At 70.1% G+C, this 17,034-nt stretch carries 12 protein-coding genes; 3 read left to right on the forward strand and 9 right to left on the reverse strand.

The window, feature by feature from the left end:
- From IRT45_RS31790 to IRT45_RS31800, 3 genes are all read right to left on the reverse strand, one after another.
- On the reverse strand, positions 1–1,197 hold a 1,197-nt coding region (locus IRT45_RS31790; RefSeq protein WP_194809491.1), incomplete at its 3' end, for a CaiB/BaiF CoA-transferase family protein.
- Positions 1,198–1,230: 33 nt separating this feature from the next.
- On the reverse strand, positions 1,231–2,160 hold the full coding sequence (locus tag IRT45_RS31795) for a TauD/TfdA family dioxygenase (RefSeq protein WP_194809492.1): 930 nt from the start codon (positions 2,158–2,160) through the stop codon (positions 1,231–1,233).
- 119 nt (positions 2,161–2,279) lie between these two features.
- A complete protein-coding gene (locus IRT45_RS31800) occupies positions 2,280–3,050 on the reverse strand; it encodes a deoxyribonuclease IV (RefSeq protein WP_194809493.1) in 771 nt (256 codons plus the stop codon).
- A 151-nt stretch (positions 3,051–3,201) separates the two neighbouring features.
- Between IRT45_RS31800 and IRT45_RS31805 the strand changes: the two genes are divergently transcribed.
- Positions 3,202–4,434, forward strand: coding sequence for a serine/threonine-protein kinase (locus IRT45_RS31805; RefSeq protein ID WP_194809494.1), 1,233 nt, complete (start codon positions 3,202–3,204; stop codon positions 4,432–4,434).
- Here the strand turns inward: IRT45_RS31805 and IRT45_RS37890 are convergent.
- A complete protein-coding gene (locus IRT45_RS37890; protein ID WP_194809495.1) occupies positions 4,370–5,128 on the reverse strand; it encodes a phosphatase PAP2 family protein in 759 nt (252 codons plus the stop codon). The two genes, IRT45_RS31805 and IRT45_RS37890, sit on opposite strands and share 65 nt — an antisense overlap.
- Positions 5,129–5,252: 124 nt before the next feature.
- On the opposite strand from IRT45_RS37890, the gene IRT45_RS31815 reads away from it, so the two are divergent.
- Positions 5,253–6,017 (forward strand): ABC transporter ATP-binding protein, encoded by a 765-nt coding sequence (locus IRT45_RS31815; RefSeq protein WP_194809496.1) that lies wholly within the window; start codon positions 5,253–5,255, stop codon positions 6,015–6,017.
- A gap of 3 nt (positions 6,018–6,020) precedes the next feature.
- Positions 6,021–8,540: an ABC transporter permease gene (locus IRT45_RS31820; RefSeq protein ID WP_194809497.1), complete on the forward strand. Its 2,520-nt coding sequence runs from the start codon at positions 6,021–6,023 to the stop codon at positions 8,538–8,540.
- Positions 8,541–8,608: 68 nt separating this feature from the next.
- Here the strand turns inward: IRT45_RS31820 and IRT45_RS31825 are convergent, their stop codons facing one another.
- The 5 genes from IRT45_RS31825 to IRT45_RS31845 form a co-directional block, all read right to left on the reverse strand.
- Positions 8,609–9,151 (reverse strand): hypothetical protein, encoded by a 543-nt coding sequence (locus IRT45_RS31825; protein ID WP_309241246.1) that lies wholly within the window; start codon positions 9,149–9,151, stop codon positions 8,609–8,611.
- 245 nt (positions 9,152–9,396) lie between these two features.
- The gene (locus IRT45_RS31830) at positions 9,397–10,566 is read right to left on the reverse strand and encodes a VWA domain-containing protein (RefSeq protein WP_194809498.1); all 1,170 of its coding nucleotides are present in this window, start codon (positions 10,564–10,566) and stop codon (positions 9,397–9,399) included.
- Between the two features lie 22 nt (positions 10,567–10,588).
- Positions 10,589–12,949: a DUF5682 family protein gene (locus IRT45_RS31835; protein ID WP_194809499.1), complete on the reverse strand. Its 2,361-nt coding sequence runs from the start codon at positions 12,947–12,949 to the stop codon at positions 10,589–10,591.
- Positions 12,946–14,049, reverse strand: coding sequence for an AAA family ATPase (locus tag IRT45_RS31840; protein WP_194809500.1), 1,104 nt, complete (start codon positions 14,047–14,049; stop codon positions 12,946–12,948). Before IRT45_RS31840 ends, IRT45_RS31835 begins: the two co-directional genes overlap by 4 nt.
- Positions 14,046–16,910 (reverse strand): SWIM zinc finger family protein, encoded by a 2,865-nt coding sequence (locus IRT45_RS31845; protein WP_194809501.1) that lies wholly within the window; start codon positions 16,908–16,910, stop codon positions 14,046–14,048. Before IRT45_RS31845 ends, IRT45_RS31840 begins: the two co-directional genes overlap by 4 nt.
- Positions 16,911–17,034 lie beyond the last annotated feature (124 nt).

Genomic DNA, 17,034 nt, shown 5'->3' on the forward strand with positions numbered 1-17,034 from the left:
GCCATCGATGTCGGCGTCCGACATTCCCAGCAGTTCCGACAGGACCTCGCGGGTGTGCTCGCCCAGGTCGGGGCCTACCGCGCGGATCGGTAGCGAACGCTCGCCGATCACCGGGACGATGCCGGTGAAGGCGACCTGTTTCGGTTCGGTGGCGCCGACATCGACCGGGAAGTGCTGAATCATGTTGCGCGCCCGATACTGTTCGTCGGCGACGATATCGGCGGCGGTGTAGATCGGGCCGCACGGAATGGCCGCCTGCTCGAGGATCGCCAGCGCCTCGTCGCGGGTGTGGCGCACACTCCATTCGCCTATCGCGGCGTCGAGGCGGTCGCGGTGGCGCCAGCGGCCGGCGTTGTCCTGCAATTCCGGATCCTCGGCGAGATCAGGGCGTTCGATCACCTGCATATAGCGGCGGAAGATCGCGTCGCCGTTCCCGCCGATGATGATGCTGGTGCCGTCGGCACACGGGTAGGCGTTACTCGGTGCGATCCCTTCCATCCGGCCGCCGACGCGCTGCCGGTTGATGCCGTACGCCTCGTAGTCGGGGACCAGCGACTCCATCACGGAGAGAATCGACTCGTTCAGCGCCACGTCGACAATGCGCTGTGGCAACGGGATTCGTTCCCCGGCGCCCTTGCGCTGGAACAGTGCCAGTACCGTGCCGAAGGCGGCGTAGATCCCCGCGATGGAATCCCCGATCGATACGCCCACCCGCACCGGCGGCCGATCCGGATCGCCGACCAGCTCGCGCAGCCCGCCGATCGCCTCCGCGACCGCGGCGAAACCCGGCCGCTGCGAAAGCGGCCCGGTCTGCCCGTAGGCGGAGATGCGGGTGATGACCAGGTCCGGATTGGCCGCGTCGAGCACCTCCGGCCCCAGCCCCCACTTCTCCAGCATGCCGGGCCGGAAATTCTCCAGCAGTACATCGCAGTGCCGGATCAGATCCAGCACGATCGCCCGGCCTGCGTCGGTGCGCAGATCGAGGGTGATCGACTTCTTGTTGCGGTTCACCGTGCGATACAGCATCGAGGTGTCGCCGCCGTAGAGCCGCCAATTGCGCAGCTCGTCACCGGTTTTCGGGCGCTCGACCTTGATCACCTCGGCACCGAAGTCGCCGAGGATGCGCCCCGCGGTCGGCGCCGCGATGTAGTTGCCCAGTTCCAGTACCCGAACGCCGGCCAGCGGTCGAATCTCCATGTACCGATTCAACCACCGGCCGGCGCCGGCGAATCAAGCCACCTCGGCCAGATCCTCGATGATCGAGTAGTGGTCGGCATTACCGGCGATGCTGAGGCTGGTCCGGCCGTCCACGCCGACCGGGATGTCTCCGGCCAGTGTGATGCGGGTGAGCTTGCGGTGCTCGGCGCCGTCGTAGTCGTCGATCGCGTAGTGCTGAGTGGCACGGTTGTCCCAGATCGCCACGTCGCCGAGCGACCAGTTCCACCGGGTGGTGTGCTCGAGCCGGGTCACGCGATCCTGGAGCAGGCGGAACAGGGCGTGCGATTCGTTGGTGGACAGACCGACGAACTGCTTCACGAAATGTCCCAGCAGCAGAGCGCGCTCACCGGTCTCGGGGTGCACCCGGACCACCGGATGCTCGGTCTCGTAGTAGGTCGACTGGAATTCCTCGCGGTAGGCCTGCGCGTTGGGGTCCGGCTGCTCCTCCTGGCTGGCGGCGTAGTCGTACTTGTTGGTGTGCACCGCGCGCAGCTCCTCGGCCAGCCGCTTCAGCGGCTCGGGCAGCGACGCGTAGGCGGCCACGGTCGAGGCCCACGTGGTCGAGCCGCCGTAGCTGGGCAGGCTCACCGCCCGCAGAATCGAGGCCTTCGGGATGCGGTCGACGAAGGTGACGTCGCTGTGCCAGCTGTTGGCGCGGCCGTGGTGGGAATCGATCGCCAGGCTCTTCACACCCTTGGACGTGACCGTCGGGTGCGGCGTGGTCGGGCTGCCGAGCAGTTCAGCGAATTCGTGCTGACCGTCCTCGGTGAGATGGAGCTGGTCACGGAAGAAGATCACCTTGTGCTCGTTGAGGGCCGCCCGGATGGCCGCGACCGTCGCCGGAGTCAGATCCCCGCCGAGCCGGACGCCGTCGATGCGTGCGCCGATGTGGGTTCCGAGTTTCACCACGGACACGGACTCTGCTGCGTGATCGCTTGACATGGGGGGCCTTTCGCTCGGAACGTGCTGTGTTCCGAGCACACCATCGGGGTCCGAGCGCGACCAGGTTTACGGTCAGCGCGATCACAAAGGCGTGCCGGGCTGCGCCCGGCCGGCGTGGCTCAGCCGACGTGTTCGCGCAGGTAGGCGAGGTCTTCGGCGACGCCTTCGGCCGGGGTCTCCAGCACCACGGGCGCGTCGGCGGTGCGGCACACCTCGGCGAGCAGCTGCGGGTCGATGGTGCCGTCGGCGAAGTTGGCGTGCCGGTCGGCGCCGGAGTTGAAGTCGTCGCGCGAGGAGTTCAGATGCACCAGATCGATGCGGCCGGTGATCGCGCGGATCCGGTCGACGACCCCGATCAGCTCCTCGCCGCCCGCCCAGGCGTGGCAGGTGTCGAGGCAGAAGCCGGCGCCGAAGTCGCCGACCGCATCCCACAACCGGGCGATCGAATCGAAATGGCGCGCCATGGCGTGATTACCGCCGGCGGTGTTCTCGATGAGGATCGGCACCGCGAACCCGCCCTTGTCCTGCTGACGTTCGAACAGCTTGCGCCAGTTGACGATTCCGGCCTCGATCTCGGCATCCGAGCGCACATGCCCGCCGTGCACGACCAGGCCGAACGCGCCGAGATCGGCCGCGGCCTGCGCCTGCTGGGCGACCGCGTTGCGCGAGGGCATGCGCAACCGGTTGTTCGTACTGGCCACGTTGATCTGATAGGAGGAATGCACCACCACGTCGATCGGGCTGGCCTTGATCTCCTCCGTGCGCGGATGCGGCTGCGGTTTGTCCCAGCTCTGCGGATCCACCACGAACATCTGGATGACGTCGGCACCCAATCGCTCGCCGAAGCCGATCGGATCACTGTCTTGGCGGACGTGTGCTCCAATACGCATGGCAGAGAGCGTATCGGTAGGCACCGACAGCCCGCAGCGACAGGCGGGGACCGGGCGTTCACGCGGGCCGGCGGCCCGATCGATCGAGAATGCCGGTTCCCGTGGACTGCTATGGTTTCGGTGATTCCGGCACGGGAAGTGGGAGCGGGGCATGCTGGCCAACGGTGATGTGTTCGCGGGCTACGTCATCGAACGACTGTTGGGCCGCGGCGGTATGGGGCAGGTCTATCTGGCCAAACATCCGCGGTTGCCGCGGATGACCGCGCTGAAGCTGCTCAACCGGGAGATGGTCGCCGATCCGGAGATCCGGGCCCGCTTCGAGCGCGAGGCCGATCTGGTCGCGCAACTCGATCATCCCAAGGTCGTCACGGTCTACGATCGCGGCCTCGAGGACGGTCAGCTCTGGATCTCGATGCAGTACATCGACGGTATCGACGCCGCCAGCGTGGATCCGAAGAAGCTGCCGCCGGAGCGGGCCGTGCAGATCATCGCCGAGGTGGCCGAGGCGCTGGACTACGCGCACGGCAACGGGGTCATGCACCGGGATGTGAAGCCGGGCAACATGTTGCTCGCGCGCTCCACCGGCGGCAAGGGCGAGCGGGTGTATCTCACCGACTTCGGCATCGCCCGCCTGCGTGACGACGGCGGTCATCTCACCCAGACCGGAACCTTCACCGCGACCCTGGCCTATGCCTCCCCCGAACAACTCACCGGCGCGCCGCTGGACGGCAGTTCGGATCAGTACTCGCTGGCGTGCAGCCTGTTCTGGCTGTTCACCGGCCGGGGACCGTTCAACGCGCCGAATCCGGCGGCGGTGATCCGCGGCCATCTGCAGGGGCCGCCGCCGGCGCTGAGCAGTGTGCGCCCCGGCCTGCCCGCGGGCTTGGACGCGGTTCTGCTGAAGGCGATGGCCAAGCGCGCGGGCGACCGATTCGGCAGCTGTGCGGACTTCGCCGCCGCCGCCCGCCAGGCGGTCTCCCCGGCCAGCGCACCGCGCATGCCGACGGTCGGCCGCCCCTACACCGGTCCGCCGATGCCGACGACGGGCCGGCCGGGAACCGGGCCGGGACAGCCGGTCGCGCACCGGCCCGCGACCGGTCCGTCGGTGCCGCACGCGGCCCGGCCGCAACCGATGCCGCCGCACGGAGTCGTGCCCCAGCCGTATCCGGCCACCGCCGCGCGGCCGGTGAACCAGCCGCAGCCCTACGGTGCGTCCGGCCAGTACAACCAGCCCTACGGGCACCGGCCGCCGCTGCCGCCGATGAATCAGATCCGGCAGAACCAGGCGCCGAAATCGAATACCGGGGTGATCATCGGCATCATCGTCGGCGCGGTGGTGCTGCTGCTGGTGGTTCTGGTGCTGCTGGCCGCGCTGTCGAGCTGACCCGAGCCCGCCACCACAGGTAGGCGCCGAGGCACAGCACGAGCCAGACCAGGCCGATCGCCCACCCCGCCAGCACATCGGTGGCCCAGTGCACGCCGAGATAGATCCGGGTCAGGCCGATCACCACGGCGAACAGCGCCGCGACCGCGACGGCCGCGACGCGCACCGCGCGCCCGCGCGACGACAGCACGACCATGGCGGCCAGCACCCCGACGACGGCGGTACTGCCCAGCGTATGACCGGACGGGAACGAGGGACTGGTCTCGGTGACCAGCTGATCGACCGCGGGCGGCCGGTGCCGTCCGATCGCCGACTTCAGCACGGAACCGATCACCGCCACGCCGGTACCCACCGCAGCCGTGGTCAGCAGTCGCGCCCACTCTCGCCGCATGCCGAACCAGGCGCAGGCCACGATGGTGAGGGTCGTCATCGCCGCGACGCCGCCGGCATCGGTCAAGGTGCTGGTCGCCGGATTCAACCAGCCGATGCGATGGTCGACCACCCAGTCGGTGATCGGCTCGTCGATGCGGGTGACACCGCCGCCGTCGACCACATCGTGGCCGAGTTGCACCGCGCCGCCGAGCGCCGCGGCCGGCAGGAGCGACACGAGCACCGGCATCCCTCGCAGAATGCCCTGCTGCACCAGCGCGATCCCACCGACGAGCATCAGCAGGACCGGGGTGAGCGCAGCCATGGCACGAGGATATGTGCGTCGCCGCCCGGCACTCCGGCATCCCGGCCGGGGCGGGGTGTGCGCCCCAGGTATTGGGGGGAAATCCTGATGGCGCCCGCACGCCGGTTTGGCCAGACTGGAGACCATGACTGCCGATGCCCTGGGCACCGAACCCGCCGCGGCGACCACGCTCGCGGCCCGCGCCGCCGACCTGATGAAACTGTACGGATCCGGAGACACCCAGGTCCGCGCCCTCGACGGGGTTTCGGCCGACTTCGCCCAGCGGGAGTTCACCGCGATCATGGGCCCGTCCGGCTCCGGAAAATCGACGTTGATGCACTGCCTGGCCGGGCTCGACAGCGCCACCTCCGGCACGGTGCACATCGGCGACACCGCGCTGACCGGACTGTCGGACAAACAGATGACGCGCCTGCGCCGCGACCGTATCGGCTTCGTCTTCCAGGCATTCAACCTGGTGCCGACGCTGACCGCGCTCGAGAACATCACCCTGCCGCTGGATATCGCGGGCCGCACACCCGATCAGGAGTGGCTGGACACGGTGATCGGACGTCTCGGCCTGGGAGATCGCCTCGACCATCGGCCGAGTGAGCTGTCGGGCGGGCAGCAGCAGCGCGTCGCCTGTGCGCGAGCGCTGGTGGGCCGGCCCGACATCATCTTCGGCGACGAGCCGACCGGCAATCTCGATTCCCGCTCCTCCGGTGAAGTGCTGTCGATCCTGCGGGCGGCGGTCGACGAATTCGGTCAGACGGTCGTGATCGTGACGCACGAACCGCATGCCGCCTCCTACGCCGACCGCGTGATCTTCCTCGCCGACGGGCGCATCGTCGACGAATTGCGCGATCCGACAGCGGATTCGGTGCTGGACCGCATGAAGTCCCTGGAGGGATAGGCCATGGCTGGATCGCCGATGCGCAAGGTGGCCTTGCGCAATCTGGCCGCGCACAAGGTGCGGCTGGCGCTGACCTTGCTGTCGGTCGTGCTCGGAACCGCTTTCGTCGCAGGCTCTTTCGTCTTCACCGACACCCTGCAGCGCACCTTCGACGGCATCTTCGCCGATCAGGCGAAGGGTGTCGACGTGCGGGTGGAGCCGAAACACACACAGTCGCTGGGTGTTCCGAACGAACTCGTCGCGAAAGTCGCCGCGACCGACGGCGTGCGCGCGGTCGCGCCGGCGGTACAGGGGCCCGTCGTGCTGCTGAAGGACGGGCATGCGGTCCAGACGGGCGGCGCGCCGAGCTGGGGCCGGTCGTATCTGCCGCCCGACAAGGCGATCGCCGACCCGGAGCATTTCGTCGACGGCGTCGCGCCGGTGACACCGGGGCAGATCGCGATCAATTCCGGCGGGGCCGACCGAGCCGGATTGCACGTGGGGGACAAGGCCAAAGTGCTGATTCCTTCCCGCGGCACGATCGATATGACCGTCAGCGGCATCTACACCGTGTCCTCGGACACCGGCGGATTCATCGGGTTGCTCCTGGACGACGCGCAGGCCCGGGAACTGTTCACCGACGGAACGCATGTCGCCTACGTGGATGTGGCCGCCGTGCCCGGGGTTTCCCCGGATACGTTGCGGGACCGGATAACGAAGGTGGCGCCGGACTACAAGGTCATGGACGGCGATCAGGTACGCGCCGACCTGAAGGCCCAGGTCGGCAACGCGCTGAAATTCGTCAACTACTTCCTGCTCGCCTTCGGTGCGATCGCGCTGCTGGTCGGCACGTTCATCATCTACAACACCTTCTCGATGATCGTGGCGCAGCGGTTGCGGGAGCTGGCGCTGTTGCGTGCGGTCGGGGCCGGGCGGCGCCAGGTCGGATTGTCGGTGGTGGCGGAGGCCTTCGTGATCGGCCTCATCGGCAGCCTGCTCGGACTGGCCGGTGGCATCGGGCTGGCTTTCGGACTTTCCGCGCTGCTCAACGCCTTCGACCTCGGACTGCCCACCGGAACCATGCAGATATTGCCGCGGACCGTGCTGGCGGCGATCGGCATCGGCCTGGTGGTGACCGTGGCCAGCGCCTACGCACCCGCGCGGCGGGCGGCGAAGATTCCGCCGGTGGAGGCGATGCGAGAGGAGTTCGCCTCGGTCGGCGAATCACTGCGCGTGCGCACGGTGATCGGCGCGGTGCTGGCCGTGATCGGAGTGGTCCTGGTGGTGCTCGGGGCGCGCAACACCGGCGGCAACGCCGCGGCCACGGTCGGAGTCGGCGCCGCGGCACTGATCTTCGCGGTGCTCTTCGCCTCACCCGCGCTGTCGCGGCCGGTGGTCGGAGCGCTGGGCCTGCTGGTGCGCCCGTTCGGCGCGATCGGCGCGATGGCGCGCAACAACGCCCTGCGCAATCCGCGCCGCACCGCCGCCACCGCGTTCGCGCTCACCCTCGGGCTGATGCTGGTCTCGGCGATCGGCATGCTCGGCGCCTCGGCGAAGGCCAGTGTCGGCGAACTCGTCGACAAGGGTGTCAACGCGGACTACGTGCTGGCCGGGCCGCAGATGATCGGGGTACCGCTGGGCGCCGCGGAGGCGGCGCGCTCGGTTCCGGACGTGTCCGATGTGGTGGCCTTCCGAGGCGTCGCGCTGCGCGTGGGCGACGACCAGGTCACCGGCACCTCACCGGACGCGCCGATGGGGAAGGTCCTGCACTACGACATCCGCCAGGGCACCGACAACCTCACCGGCGACTCCCTGCTGGTGTCGGAAACCGAAGCGGGCGACCGTCATTGGCACGCGGGCGACCGCGTCGAGGTCACCAGTGTGGACAACAAGAAGTTCTCGGTGACCGTCGCCGGCATCTATGCCGACAGCCAGCTGCTCGGCCCCCTGGTGGTGGCGCCGGACCTCTACAATCAGGTGATGCCGGTGGCGTTCCGCACCGACCTGATCGTGCTGGTCAAGGCCGCGCCGGGCGCCGACGTCGCCGCGATGCGGGGCAATCTGGAGAAGGCGACCGCCTCCTACGTGGTGGTGCAGGTGCAGGACCGCGAGGAATTCAAAGGCGCGCAGGGCAAACAGATCAACACCATGCTCGCCATCCTGTACGGGCTGCTGGCATTGGCGGTGGTGATCGCGATCCTGGGCATCGTGAACACGCTCGCCCTCTCGGTCGTCGAGCGGCGGCGCGAGATCGGCATGCTCCGCGCCGTGGGTATGCAGCGACCACAGGTCCGGCGCACGATCTATCTCGAATCCATGCTGATCGCGATCTTCGGCGCCGTGGTCGGAGTGGTCCTGGGACTGGGACTCGGCGTCGGATTCCTGCGCACGCTGTCGGATCTGGGCTTGAGCACGATCACCGTGCCGTGGGGCCAGATCGTGGGCATGCTGATCGGCTCGGCCGTGGTCGGTGTGCTGGCGGCGCTGTGGCCGGGCGTGCGCGCCGCCCGCACACCACCGCTGGCGGCGATCGCCGATCTGTGAGCGGCGCCGATCCGTGCGGAACACGGCCGCTGGACGCAGGTGCGTTCAGCGGCCGGCCCGGATCGGGCTCAGACGCAGTACTGGCAGATGCCGCCGGCAGGCAGCTGAATGAAGCACTGCGAGCAGACCGCCGGTCGCGGCTCGGAGAATCTCTCCTCCTGTGCCACCACGGTTTTCGTCGCGCCGCGACCGCGGCGGCGTGCGTCCACCTTCGGCGTCAGCGGCGGAACGCCGACCTCGGCGGGCATCTCCGCACCGTAGTGCTGATAGCACTGCCAGCGGGCGTAGGCCGCGTGTAGTTCGAGGTCGTCGGGAATCGGCAGACCGGCGAGTTCGAGCACATATTTGTAGTCGTCGCCGACGGTGTGGTTCTGGCGTACGCACAGCGCGGTCAGCGGCGGCTCGCCGGCGCCGTGGCAGCGCCGCGCGACCTTCCGCAGGATCGCGGCCATCCAGGTGCGCGTCGGCGCCTCGGTGTGCACACCGGACACGTCCTGAATCCGTTCGGCCAACTCGTTCACAGTGATGAAATGCCCGTATCCGGTCGCGGTTTCGGCCAGTTCGGCATGTGCGGCCAACGCCCAGGCCACCGCCGCCTCGCGAAATGACACCGCAGTGCCGTCACCTACCCGCCATGCTCCTGCCGTCGTGGCCACGGAATTCTTCAACACCGGTCCAAGTTATCGCGTCGATTTCCGCGCCGACGCGCGGCCCGCCGATCCGCGCGGCCCGCGCGGGGGCGAAAGCCCACCCCGCGCCGAGAACAGCAGGTAGTCGCGTCGCGGTCCCGCGGGCCGTGAGAACCACGGCCCGGCAACCTCTTTCGATGCTCGGCAGGCGAGCGTCCCTCGTGTCGTCATCGGCCGCCGGCGTGCGATCGGGCCCACGTCGCCACATCGCCGCGGTCCAGCGCCACCGACAGCAGATCGGGAAAGCGGTCGGGAGTGCACGCGAAGGCGGGGACTCCCAGTGCGGCGAGGGCCGCGGCATTGTCGTGGTCGTATGCCGGGGCACCCTCGTCGGAGAGCGCCAGCAGCACCAGGACCTGGACGCCCGCCTCTTTCATGGCCGAGACCCGTCGCAACATCTCGTCGCGGATCCCGCCCTCGTACAGATCGGAGATCAGGACGAACAGGGTGTCGGCGGGCCGGGTGATCAGTTGCCCGCAGTAGGCGATGGCCCGGTTGATATCGGTCCCGCCACCGAGTTGTGTGCCGAACAGCACATCCACCGGATCCGACAGTTGCTCGGTGAGATCCACCACCGCCGTATCGAAGACCACCAGTGAGGTCTTCAGCGAGCGCATCGACGCGAGTACCGCGCCGAAGACGGAGGCATAGACGACGCTGGCCGCCATGGACCCCGATTGGTCGATCGCGAGCACCACCTCCCGTCGCACCGCCTGCGCCTTGCGCCCGTATCCCACCAGCTGCTGCGGCACCACCGTGCGGTGTTCGGGCAGATAGTGGGCGAGGTTGCGGCGGATGGTCCGGTCCCAGTCGATATCGCGCAGCCGCGGACGAGACACCCGGGCCGCGCGATTCAGCGCACCGGACACCGCCGCGATCGTGCGCGCGGCGAGCCGGCGTTCGATATCGCGCACTACCTTCTCCACCACGACTCGCGCTGTGGCACGGGTGGTTTCGGGCATCATGCGGTTCAGGCTGAGCAGGGTGCCCACGAGCTGGATGTCGGGTTCGACCGCCTCGAGCAGTTCGGGCTCGAGCAGCAGTTGCGTGAGTTGCAGACGGTCGATCGCGTCGCGCTGCATGACCTCGACCACCGTCGACGGGAAGTAGGTGCGGATATCGCCCAGCCACCGGGCGACCTTCGGCGCCGAACCACCCAGGCCGGCGGCGCGCTTGTCCGACGGGGTGTGTTCGTCGCCGTTGTAGAGCGCCGACAACGCCCGGTCCATCGCCGCGTCCTCGGCCGCGCCGAGCCCGCCGAGGCCGGCTTCGGCGGGAGCGCCGAGGACCAGCCGCCAGCGCCGGGCCTGCGCCTCGTCCGATTCGATCCGTGTCATCGTCGGCTCCTCTTCGCTCGAATCATCGTGCGCCTACCAAGATTTCGGTCGCCGCGTGCAGAGCCAGGATCCCGCGAGTGGCGTCCGGCCCGGAGCGGTCACGGTGCGATGCGGCCACCGGCGTCCCGTCCCGGACGGCTCGGGCGATGGCCTGGCGTTCTCCCGCCTCGAAGGCTCCGAAGGTCCGCCGCAACAGCGGCAGGGTCGCGACGAACTGCTCCTCGTCCAGCTCGCGCAGCCAGGAGTCGATGCGCCGCAACAGGTCTCGGTCGTGGACGAGCAGCAGGCCGCGTCCACCCAGGAAACCGTCGATCCACGCGGCCTTCTCCGCCGGGCTGTGGCCGATCGACAGCGCCGCCGACAGCCGCCGCGCGGCCTCGGCGTCGGCGATGATTTCCGCGTCGCAGAGCAATCGGACCGCACGACCCACCAGCGCCCCGTGCACATCGTCACGGTCGGCCAGCACGCCCAGTGCCGCGAGCCAGGATCGGGTGGCGTGCGCCTCGTCGCGGGTCGCGATGGCGACGTGGGTGGCATCGATCAGGCCGCGCAGCTGCGTGGCGGCATCGGTGTCGAGGCCGGTGACGGCGCCCGGCAATCCGGCACAGATGCGCAGGAGCAGGCCGTCGGCGACCTGCGCCAGCGCGCCCACGTCGGTACTGCGGACGTCGCCGTAGCGCAGGGTGCGGATCAGTCCGGGCAGCGCGGCGAGCAGGTGGGTGACGTCGTGATCGAGCGCGGCCACCGCTTCCAGGCGACCGACCAGACCGTCCACCGCGCCGCCGAGGTCGGCCAGCAGCGCGGTTTCCAGGGCCGCGCTGATATCGGCGACCGTGGCGTCGGCGGCGCCGGCTCGGTCGAGAATCTTCGCCTCGGCCGCGGTGCGGATGGTGGTACCCCACCGCGACGCCTCGATGACCGCGACCGAAAGGCCGGGTTCCCACCGCAGCGCCCACGATTCGCGGAAGGTGCCGGTATTGCGCACCTCGCCGGTCATCGGTGTGCCCCAGTCGATTCCGAGCAGACGCAGCCGATGCAGCAGATGCGACCGGGCCACATCGCGATCCTTGCGCAGATCCAGGTTCATCTGCTGGGCCAGGGCCTGCTGTTTGAGCCGCAGGGTGCGCGCCTGCGCGCGCAGGTCGGCATCCAGCGGGACGGTCGGCGTGCTCTCGGGCACAGAACCGAGCGCCTCGCCGACGACCAGTTCGCTGCTGACGAACCGCAGCATCGACTCGTCGCCGTCGCAGAGCACCGACCGCGTGGCATCGGTGACCTCCGACAATCCCGGTGCCGGGCGCCCGCGCAGCGCGGCCAGCGTCTCGGCCAGTCGTACCGACTCGATGATGTGCGCACTGGACACCGGCAGGTCGCGGGCGCGCAGCGCACCGGCCACCCGGGTGAACCACCGCGCGATCGGTTCGTCGGTCCGGGTGAACAGGTGGTGATACCAGCCCGGTGAGGTGATGCCCGCGCCGTACCCGGACGAGCCGGCCAGCCGGGAGTGGGTCCACGGCACCCAGGTCAGTGTGGCCTTCACCTTGGGCAGACCTTTGAGCAGACGGGAATCGGCCGCCGCAGGACCGAGTTTGCCCGCCAACGCCGGGGCATGCCACGCCCCGCAGACCACCGCGATCCGGCGCGCACCGCTCTTGAGCGTCCGGCGTATGACCTGCCGCATATACGCCTCGCGCTGCAGCGTACGCAGGTCGATGCCGTCGGGCACGAGCTCGGCCCGTGTGGATGAATCCGGCTGTGGTGCAGCACCTCCCGCGTCATCGATCCCACTCGCGGCGTCCCGATCCGGTGCAGGCCCCTCGGATCCGGGATCCGTATCCGGCGCCGCGGGCACGTCCGCGGCCGCTGCCCGGAGAACACCCATGGCCTCGGTGATGGCATCGAAGATCTCGGTGCCGTTCCCGGTGGGAGCCGACGACGATTCGATGACGGCGTCCCACCACCGCTCCGGATCGTCGTATCCGCCCGCCGCGGCCAGCGCGGCCAGGGGGTCACCGCTGTCACCCGGCTCGGTGTCGAGGACCAGGGTGTTGGCGGCCGGAAGATCGCAGAAGCTCACGGGCACAGCGTGTTCGGACGCATACCGCAGCGCCTGCCATTCCGGGGAGAACACCGCGAACGGCCAGAACGCCGCCCGCGAGGGCTCGTTCGGGGCATAGGCCAGCAGTGCCACCGGCGGCGCCATTCCCTCCGCGGCGACGTACGCGACCAGCGGATCGGCGTCGGCCGGGCCTTCGATCAGGATCGCATCCGGGCGGAAACGCTCCAGCGCCCACGACAGCGAGCGCGCCGACCCGGGGCCGTGGTGGCGGATCCCGAAGATCTGCGTCCGCGGCTCGTCGAGCGCGACGGATTCGCCGCTCATCCGTGCACCTCACGGCAGGCGCGGTAGAAATCGGACCACTCCGGACGTTCGCGGACCACGGCCTCGAGGTATTCGGTCCACACGACCGCGTCGGCGACCGGATCCTTGATCACCGCGCCGAGTACCGCACCGGCGACATCGCTCGCGCGTAACACCCCGTCCCCGAAATGAGCGGCGAGCGCGATGCCGTTGGTGAGCACCGAAATCGCCTCCGCCGTCGACAATGTGCCCGACGGCGACTTCAATTTGGTCCGGCCGTCCTCGGTGATGCCGGAACGCAGTTCACGGAAGACCCGCACCACGCGCCGCACTTCCTCGGCGGCGGCCGGAATCGGCGGCAATTGCAGTGCGGCGCCGAGTTGTTCGACCCGCCGGGTGACGATCGCGACTTCGTCGTCCTCGCCGGCGGGCAGCGGCAGCACCACGGTGTTGAACCGGCGGCGCAGCGCGGAGGAGAGTTCGTTGACGCCACGGTCGCGGTCGTTGGCGGTGGCGATGACGTTGAAGCCCTTGGCCGCCTGCACCTCGATACCGAGTTCCGGCACCGGCAGCGTCTTCTCCGACAGCACCGTGATCAGTGCGTCCTGGACATCGGAGGGAATGCGGGTGAGCTCCTCGACCCGGGCGATCGCACCCGTGCGCATCGCGGTCATGACCGGCGAGGGCACCAGCGCGCCGTCGCTGGGTCCTTCCGCGAGCAGGCGCGCATAGTTCCAGCCGTATCGGATCGCCTCTTCGGCGGTTCCGGACGTGCCCTGCACCAACAGGGTGGATGCGCCGCTGACGGCCGCCGAAAGATGTTCCGACACCCAGGTTTTCGCGGTGCCCGGTACGCCGAGCAGCAGCAGCGCGCGATCGGTCGCCAGCGTCGCCACCGCCACCTCCATCAGGCGTCGCGGCCCGACGTACTTCGGGGTGATCACCGTTCCGTCGGGCAGGGTGTCGCCGAGCAGGTAGGTGACCACCGCCCAGGGCGAGAGCCGCCACGACGGTGGACGCGGACGGTCGTCGACGGCGGCGAGGGCCCGGAGTTCGTCGGCGTAGGCCTGTTCGGCATGGGGGCGCAGCAGGTCGGCGGGCGGGTTCTGGGTCGTGGTCATGCCAGCTCCTCGAGCATCAGGGTGCGTTGGGTCAGATCGTCGGCGAGGCGGTCGAAGGCGCTCTGCCAGGAGGGATCCGCGCAGCGGCGGGCGGCGACGGACACCGCCGCGACCGCGCGGACCGGGAAATTGATCGCGGCACTGCGCAGCAGCGTGCGATAGGAGGCGGGGGACAGCCCGGCCGCGCCGGGACGGGCAGCGGCCAGATGGGCCCGATCGAGCAGCAGCCGGACCAGATGTTCGGCCAGCGGCTGTGGCCACGGCCGCGGTAACGCCGAGACCAGCAGTTCCAGTTCGGCCAGCCAACTGCTGTCCAGGCCGCACAGGTATCGCACGCGCCGGTCGACCGGCAACAGCGCGAACAACTGCTGCCGCAGCCGCGGATCCGCCCCCAGGGTCGGCGTGGTGGTCAGCACCTCGAACAGCGGCGTCGCCCAGCGGGAATCATCTTGTGCTAGAGCCGCTTCCGACCATCCCGCGGCGACCGGTCCGAGGATGTCGTCGGGAAGCCGCAGCGCGGTGGCCGCCTCCGGAGAGCCGCACAGTTGTTCCCAATGGCGCAGCGGGGTGGCGGCCATCAGCCGGCGCAGCCGTTCGGCATCCACGTCGGCCCCGCCGTCGCGGCGGTAGGCCACCGGGTCGAGCCGGTCGCCGAGTCCGTCGCGGCGGGCCGCGTCGTCGAGATCGTGCGGCAGGTGCGCCTCGAGCGTGCCGGACCGGATTGTCAGCCACCGGCTCGCGCGCTCGCGCATCCGTTCCGCGAAGGCCGAATCCGGCAGGTGCGCCAGGAGATCGGCGGCCGTACGGCGAACCTCGGGCCGCGCGTCGTCGAGGGCGGATTCGAGCAGCGGCTCGTCGTCGGGCCCGACTCCGGCGGCCAGGACCGCCAGCAGTTCGGCGCGGCCGCGTGCCGGTTCCCGGCTCCAGGTGCCGGCCAGCGCTCGCCGGGCCGCCGCGGCGTCGCGGGCGCGCAGGGCGGCCAGCCAGCTCCGGCGTTCGGCGGGCCGGCCGTGCGTCCAGACCTCGGGATCGTCGCCGCCGGTCCGCAGCAGCGGTCGCCAGCGTGGATGCAACGCCGCCAGCCAGCGACCCCGGGCGCCCGCCAGGCGCAGCAACGGACCTCGCAGGGCGGCGTGGCTTCTCGCGGTCTCGAGCAGTGTGGCGCAGAGTGCGTCGGGCGCGCGCGGATCGCCGGGCAGGGCCGCCTCGAACCATTCCGCGAGCATCGGCGAGCCGTCCGCCAGCAGATGTCGCAGCCGCTGCGCCGCCGCCCGCGGCAACCGGTCGCGATCGTCGTCGGCGGCCGGGGCGAGAAGCTCGGTCCGGGACGGTCGCACCCCGCCGCGGTGGTACAGCTCCTGGAGCGCCACCGCGCCCAGCACGGCGTGTTCTGGAGTGTCGGCGCGAGCGGCCGCGGTCACCGCATCGGCCAGTCCGCCGGGATCGAGGGTGCGGCGGGCGGTGCCGAGCAGCGCGACCGGCACCACCGTCTCCGACGAGGCCGGGACCGCGGTGCCGGGGGTAGGCACGTCCGTCAACGATTCCGTCTCTACTCCGACGAGTTCGCCGGCCACCAGCGCCGAGACGGGGATCAATCCCGCCGCGGTCCATTCACCGACCACGGTCACGGGGTGACCACCCGACAAGCCGATCAACTGCCACGGCACCTCGGCCGTCGCGGCGAGCGGCACCGCCGTGCCGTCCGGTTCGGCGAGAAACCAGCTGTCCGAATCCGGGGTGGGGACCACATCCGCCAGCAGCATCGGCCATCCCCGTAACCACGGGTCGGTGCCCAGCGCTCGCGCGTGGGCCTCGAGTTGGCCGGCGATGGACGCCGATTCCGACACGATGGTGGTGAAGGGCTCGGGTTCGCCGTGGCGGACGCCCCAGACCGCGCGCAGCGGCATCGCCCCCGGATAGAAGTGCATGTCCGCGTCGACCATGGTGCCGGGAATCGGCAGCTCGCCCGGGAAACTGGCACTGCCGAAGCTGTGGTCGAGCACATGCGCCCAGCGTTGTGTGGCCCGCCCGAGCAGCAGGGTGCGGCGGGTGAAGACGCGTTCCTCCTCGGTGACGCGCACCCCGAGCACCATCCACCGGTCGCGGACCGCGGGCTCGCCGCCGCGGACCTCCTCGGCCTTGGCCGGATAGCCGATATGGGCGCGCACTCCGGCGGCCAGCGCGGTCGGCAGTTCGTCGAGCCGCCGGTGCGCGCCGATCAACAGATGCAACCGGGCGTACTCGCTGAGCAGAATCGCCGGCCACTGTTCGGCGCCGAGCAGGCGGCGCGGCAGTTGCCGCAGGGCTGCCGCCACCCCCGGTGCTTGGGAGTCGACCATCCGGGCGGCCACCGCCTCCAGCGCCGCGGCGGAATGGTCGGCCTGCGCCAGGCCGGTGCGGATCTGGTCGCCGAGCCAGATGTCGAGATCGTCGAGTCCGGTGGTGACCCGCGCCCGCCGCTGATCGAGCGTCGCCTGTTTCGTGCCGCGGGCTGCCGGCTCGGCCGGTATCGCGGCCCGCGCGGCCCGGCCCGCCAGCCATTCGGCCGCGAAGTCGGCGGGAGCGTCGGCCGCCGGGATCGTGCCCTGCGACCAGAGCAGTAACAGCGACAGCGCATGTTTGCAGGGAAATTTCCGGCTGGGGCACGAGCAGCGGTAGGCAGGGCCCGACAGGTCGACGATCGTCTGGTAGGGCTTGGCGCCGCTGCCCTTGCACTGCCCCCACAGCGCACTGCCGTGGGTGCCGGTGCCCAGCCACGCGGCGGTGAGCTTGCGGGCGGCGCCCACCGAGGCGGTGTCGGGCGCCAGGGCCAGCACATTGTCGGCGGTGACGGCGTAGGTCGCGGCCGGAGAGGTCGTCACGTGTTCCCCCGTTCGTTCGGTACCCCGGATTTGTACCCGAGCCCACCGACAAGATCGCGAGGCCGGTCTTCCGGGGCGTCGGCCGAACGGCGACGGCCGGGTTCGCTCGTCGGTTGCGAACGAA

Origin of the sequence: Nocardia sp. BSTN01, assembly GCF_015354405.1 — a bacterium.
In the GTDB taxonomy this organism is placed as follows: domain Bacteria; phylum Actinomycetota; class Actinomycetes; order Mycobacteriales; family Mycobacteriaceae; genus Nocardia.

Excerpts from the sequence above, each read along its gene's own strand:
- IRT45_RS31795 (WP_194809492.1), bottom strand. The coding sequence starts at position 2,160 with ATGTCAAGCGATCACGCAGCAGAGTCCGTGTCCGTGGTGAAACTCGGA.
- IRT45_RS31800 (WP_194809493.1), bottom strand. The coding sequence starts at position 3,050 with ATGCGTATTGGAGCACACGTCCGCCAAGACAGTGATCCGATCGGCTTC.
- IRT45_RS31805 (WP_194809494.1), top strand. The coding sequence starts at position 3,202 with ATGCTGGCCAACGGTGATGTGTTCGCGGGCTACGTCATCGAACGACTG.
- IRT45_RS37890 (WP_194809495.1), bottom strand. The coding sequence starts at position 5,128 with ATGGCTGCGCTCACCCCGGTCCTGCTGATGCTCGTCGGTGGGATCGCG.
- IRT45_RS31815 (WP_194809496.1), top strand. The coding sequence starts at position 5,253 with ATGACTGCCGATGCCCTGGGCACCGAACCCGCCGCGGCGACCACGCTC.
- IRT45_RS31820 (WP_194809497.1), top strand. The coding sequence starts at position 6,021 with ATGGCTGGATCGCCGATGCGCAAGGTGGCCTTGCGCAATCTGGCCGCG.
- IRT45_RS31830 (WP_194809498.1), bottom strand. The coding sequence starts at position 10,566 with ATGACACGGATCGAATCGGACGAGGCGCAGGCCCGGCGCTGGCGGCTG.
- IRT45_RS31835 (WP_194809499.1), bottom strand. The coding sequence starts at position 12,949 with ATGAGCGGCGAATCCGTCGCGCTCGACGAGCCGCGGACGCAGATCTTC.
- IRT45_RS31840 (WP_194809500.1), bottom strand. The coding sequence starts at position 14,049 with ATGACCACGACCCAGAACCCGCCCGCCGACCTGCTGCGCCCCCATGCC.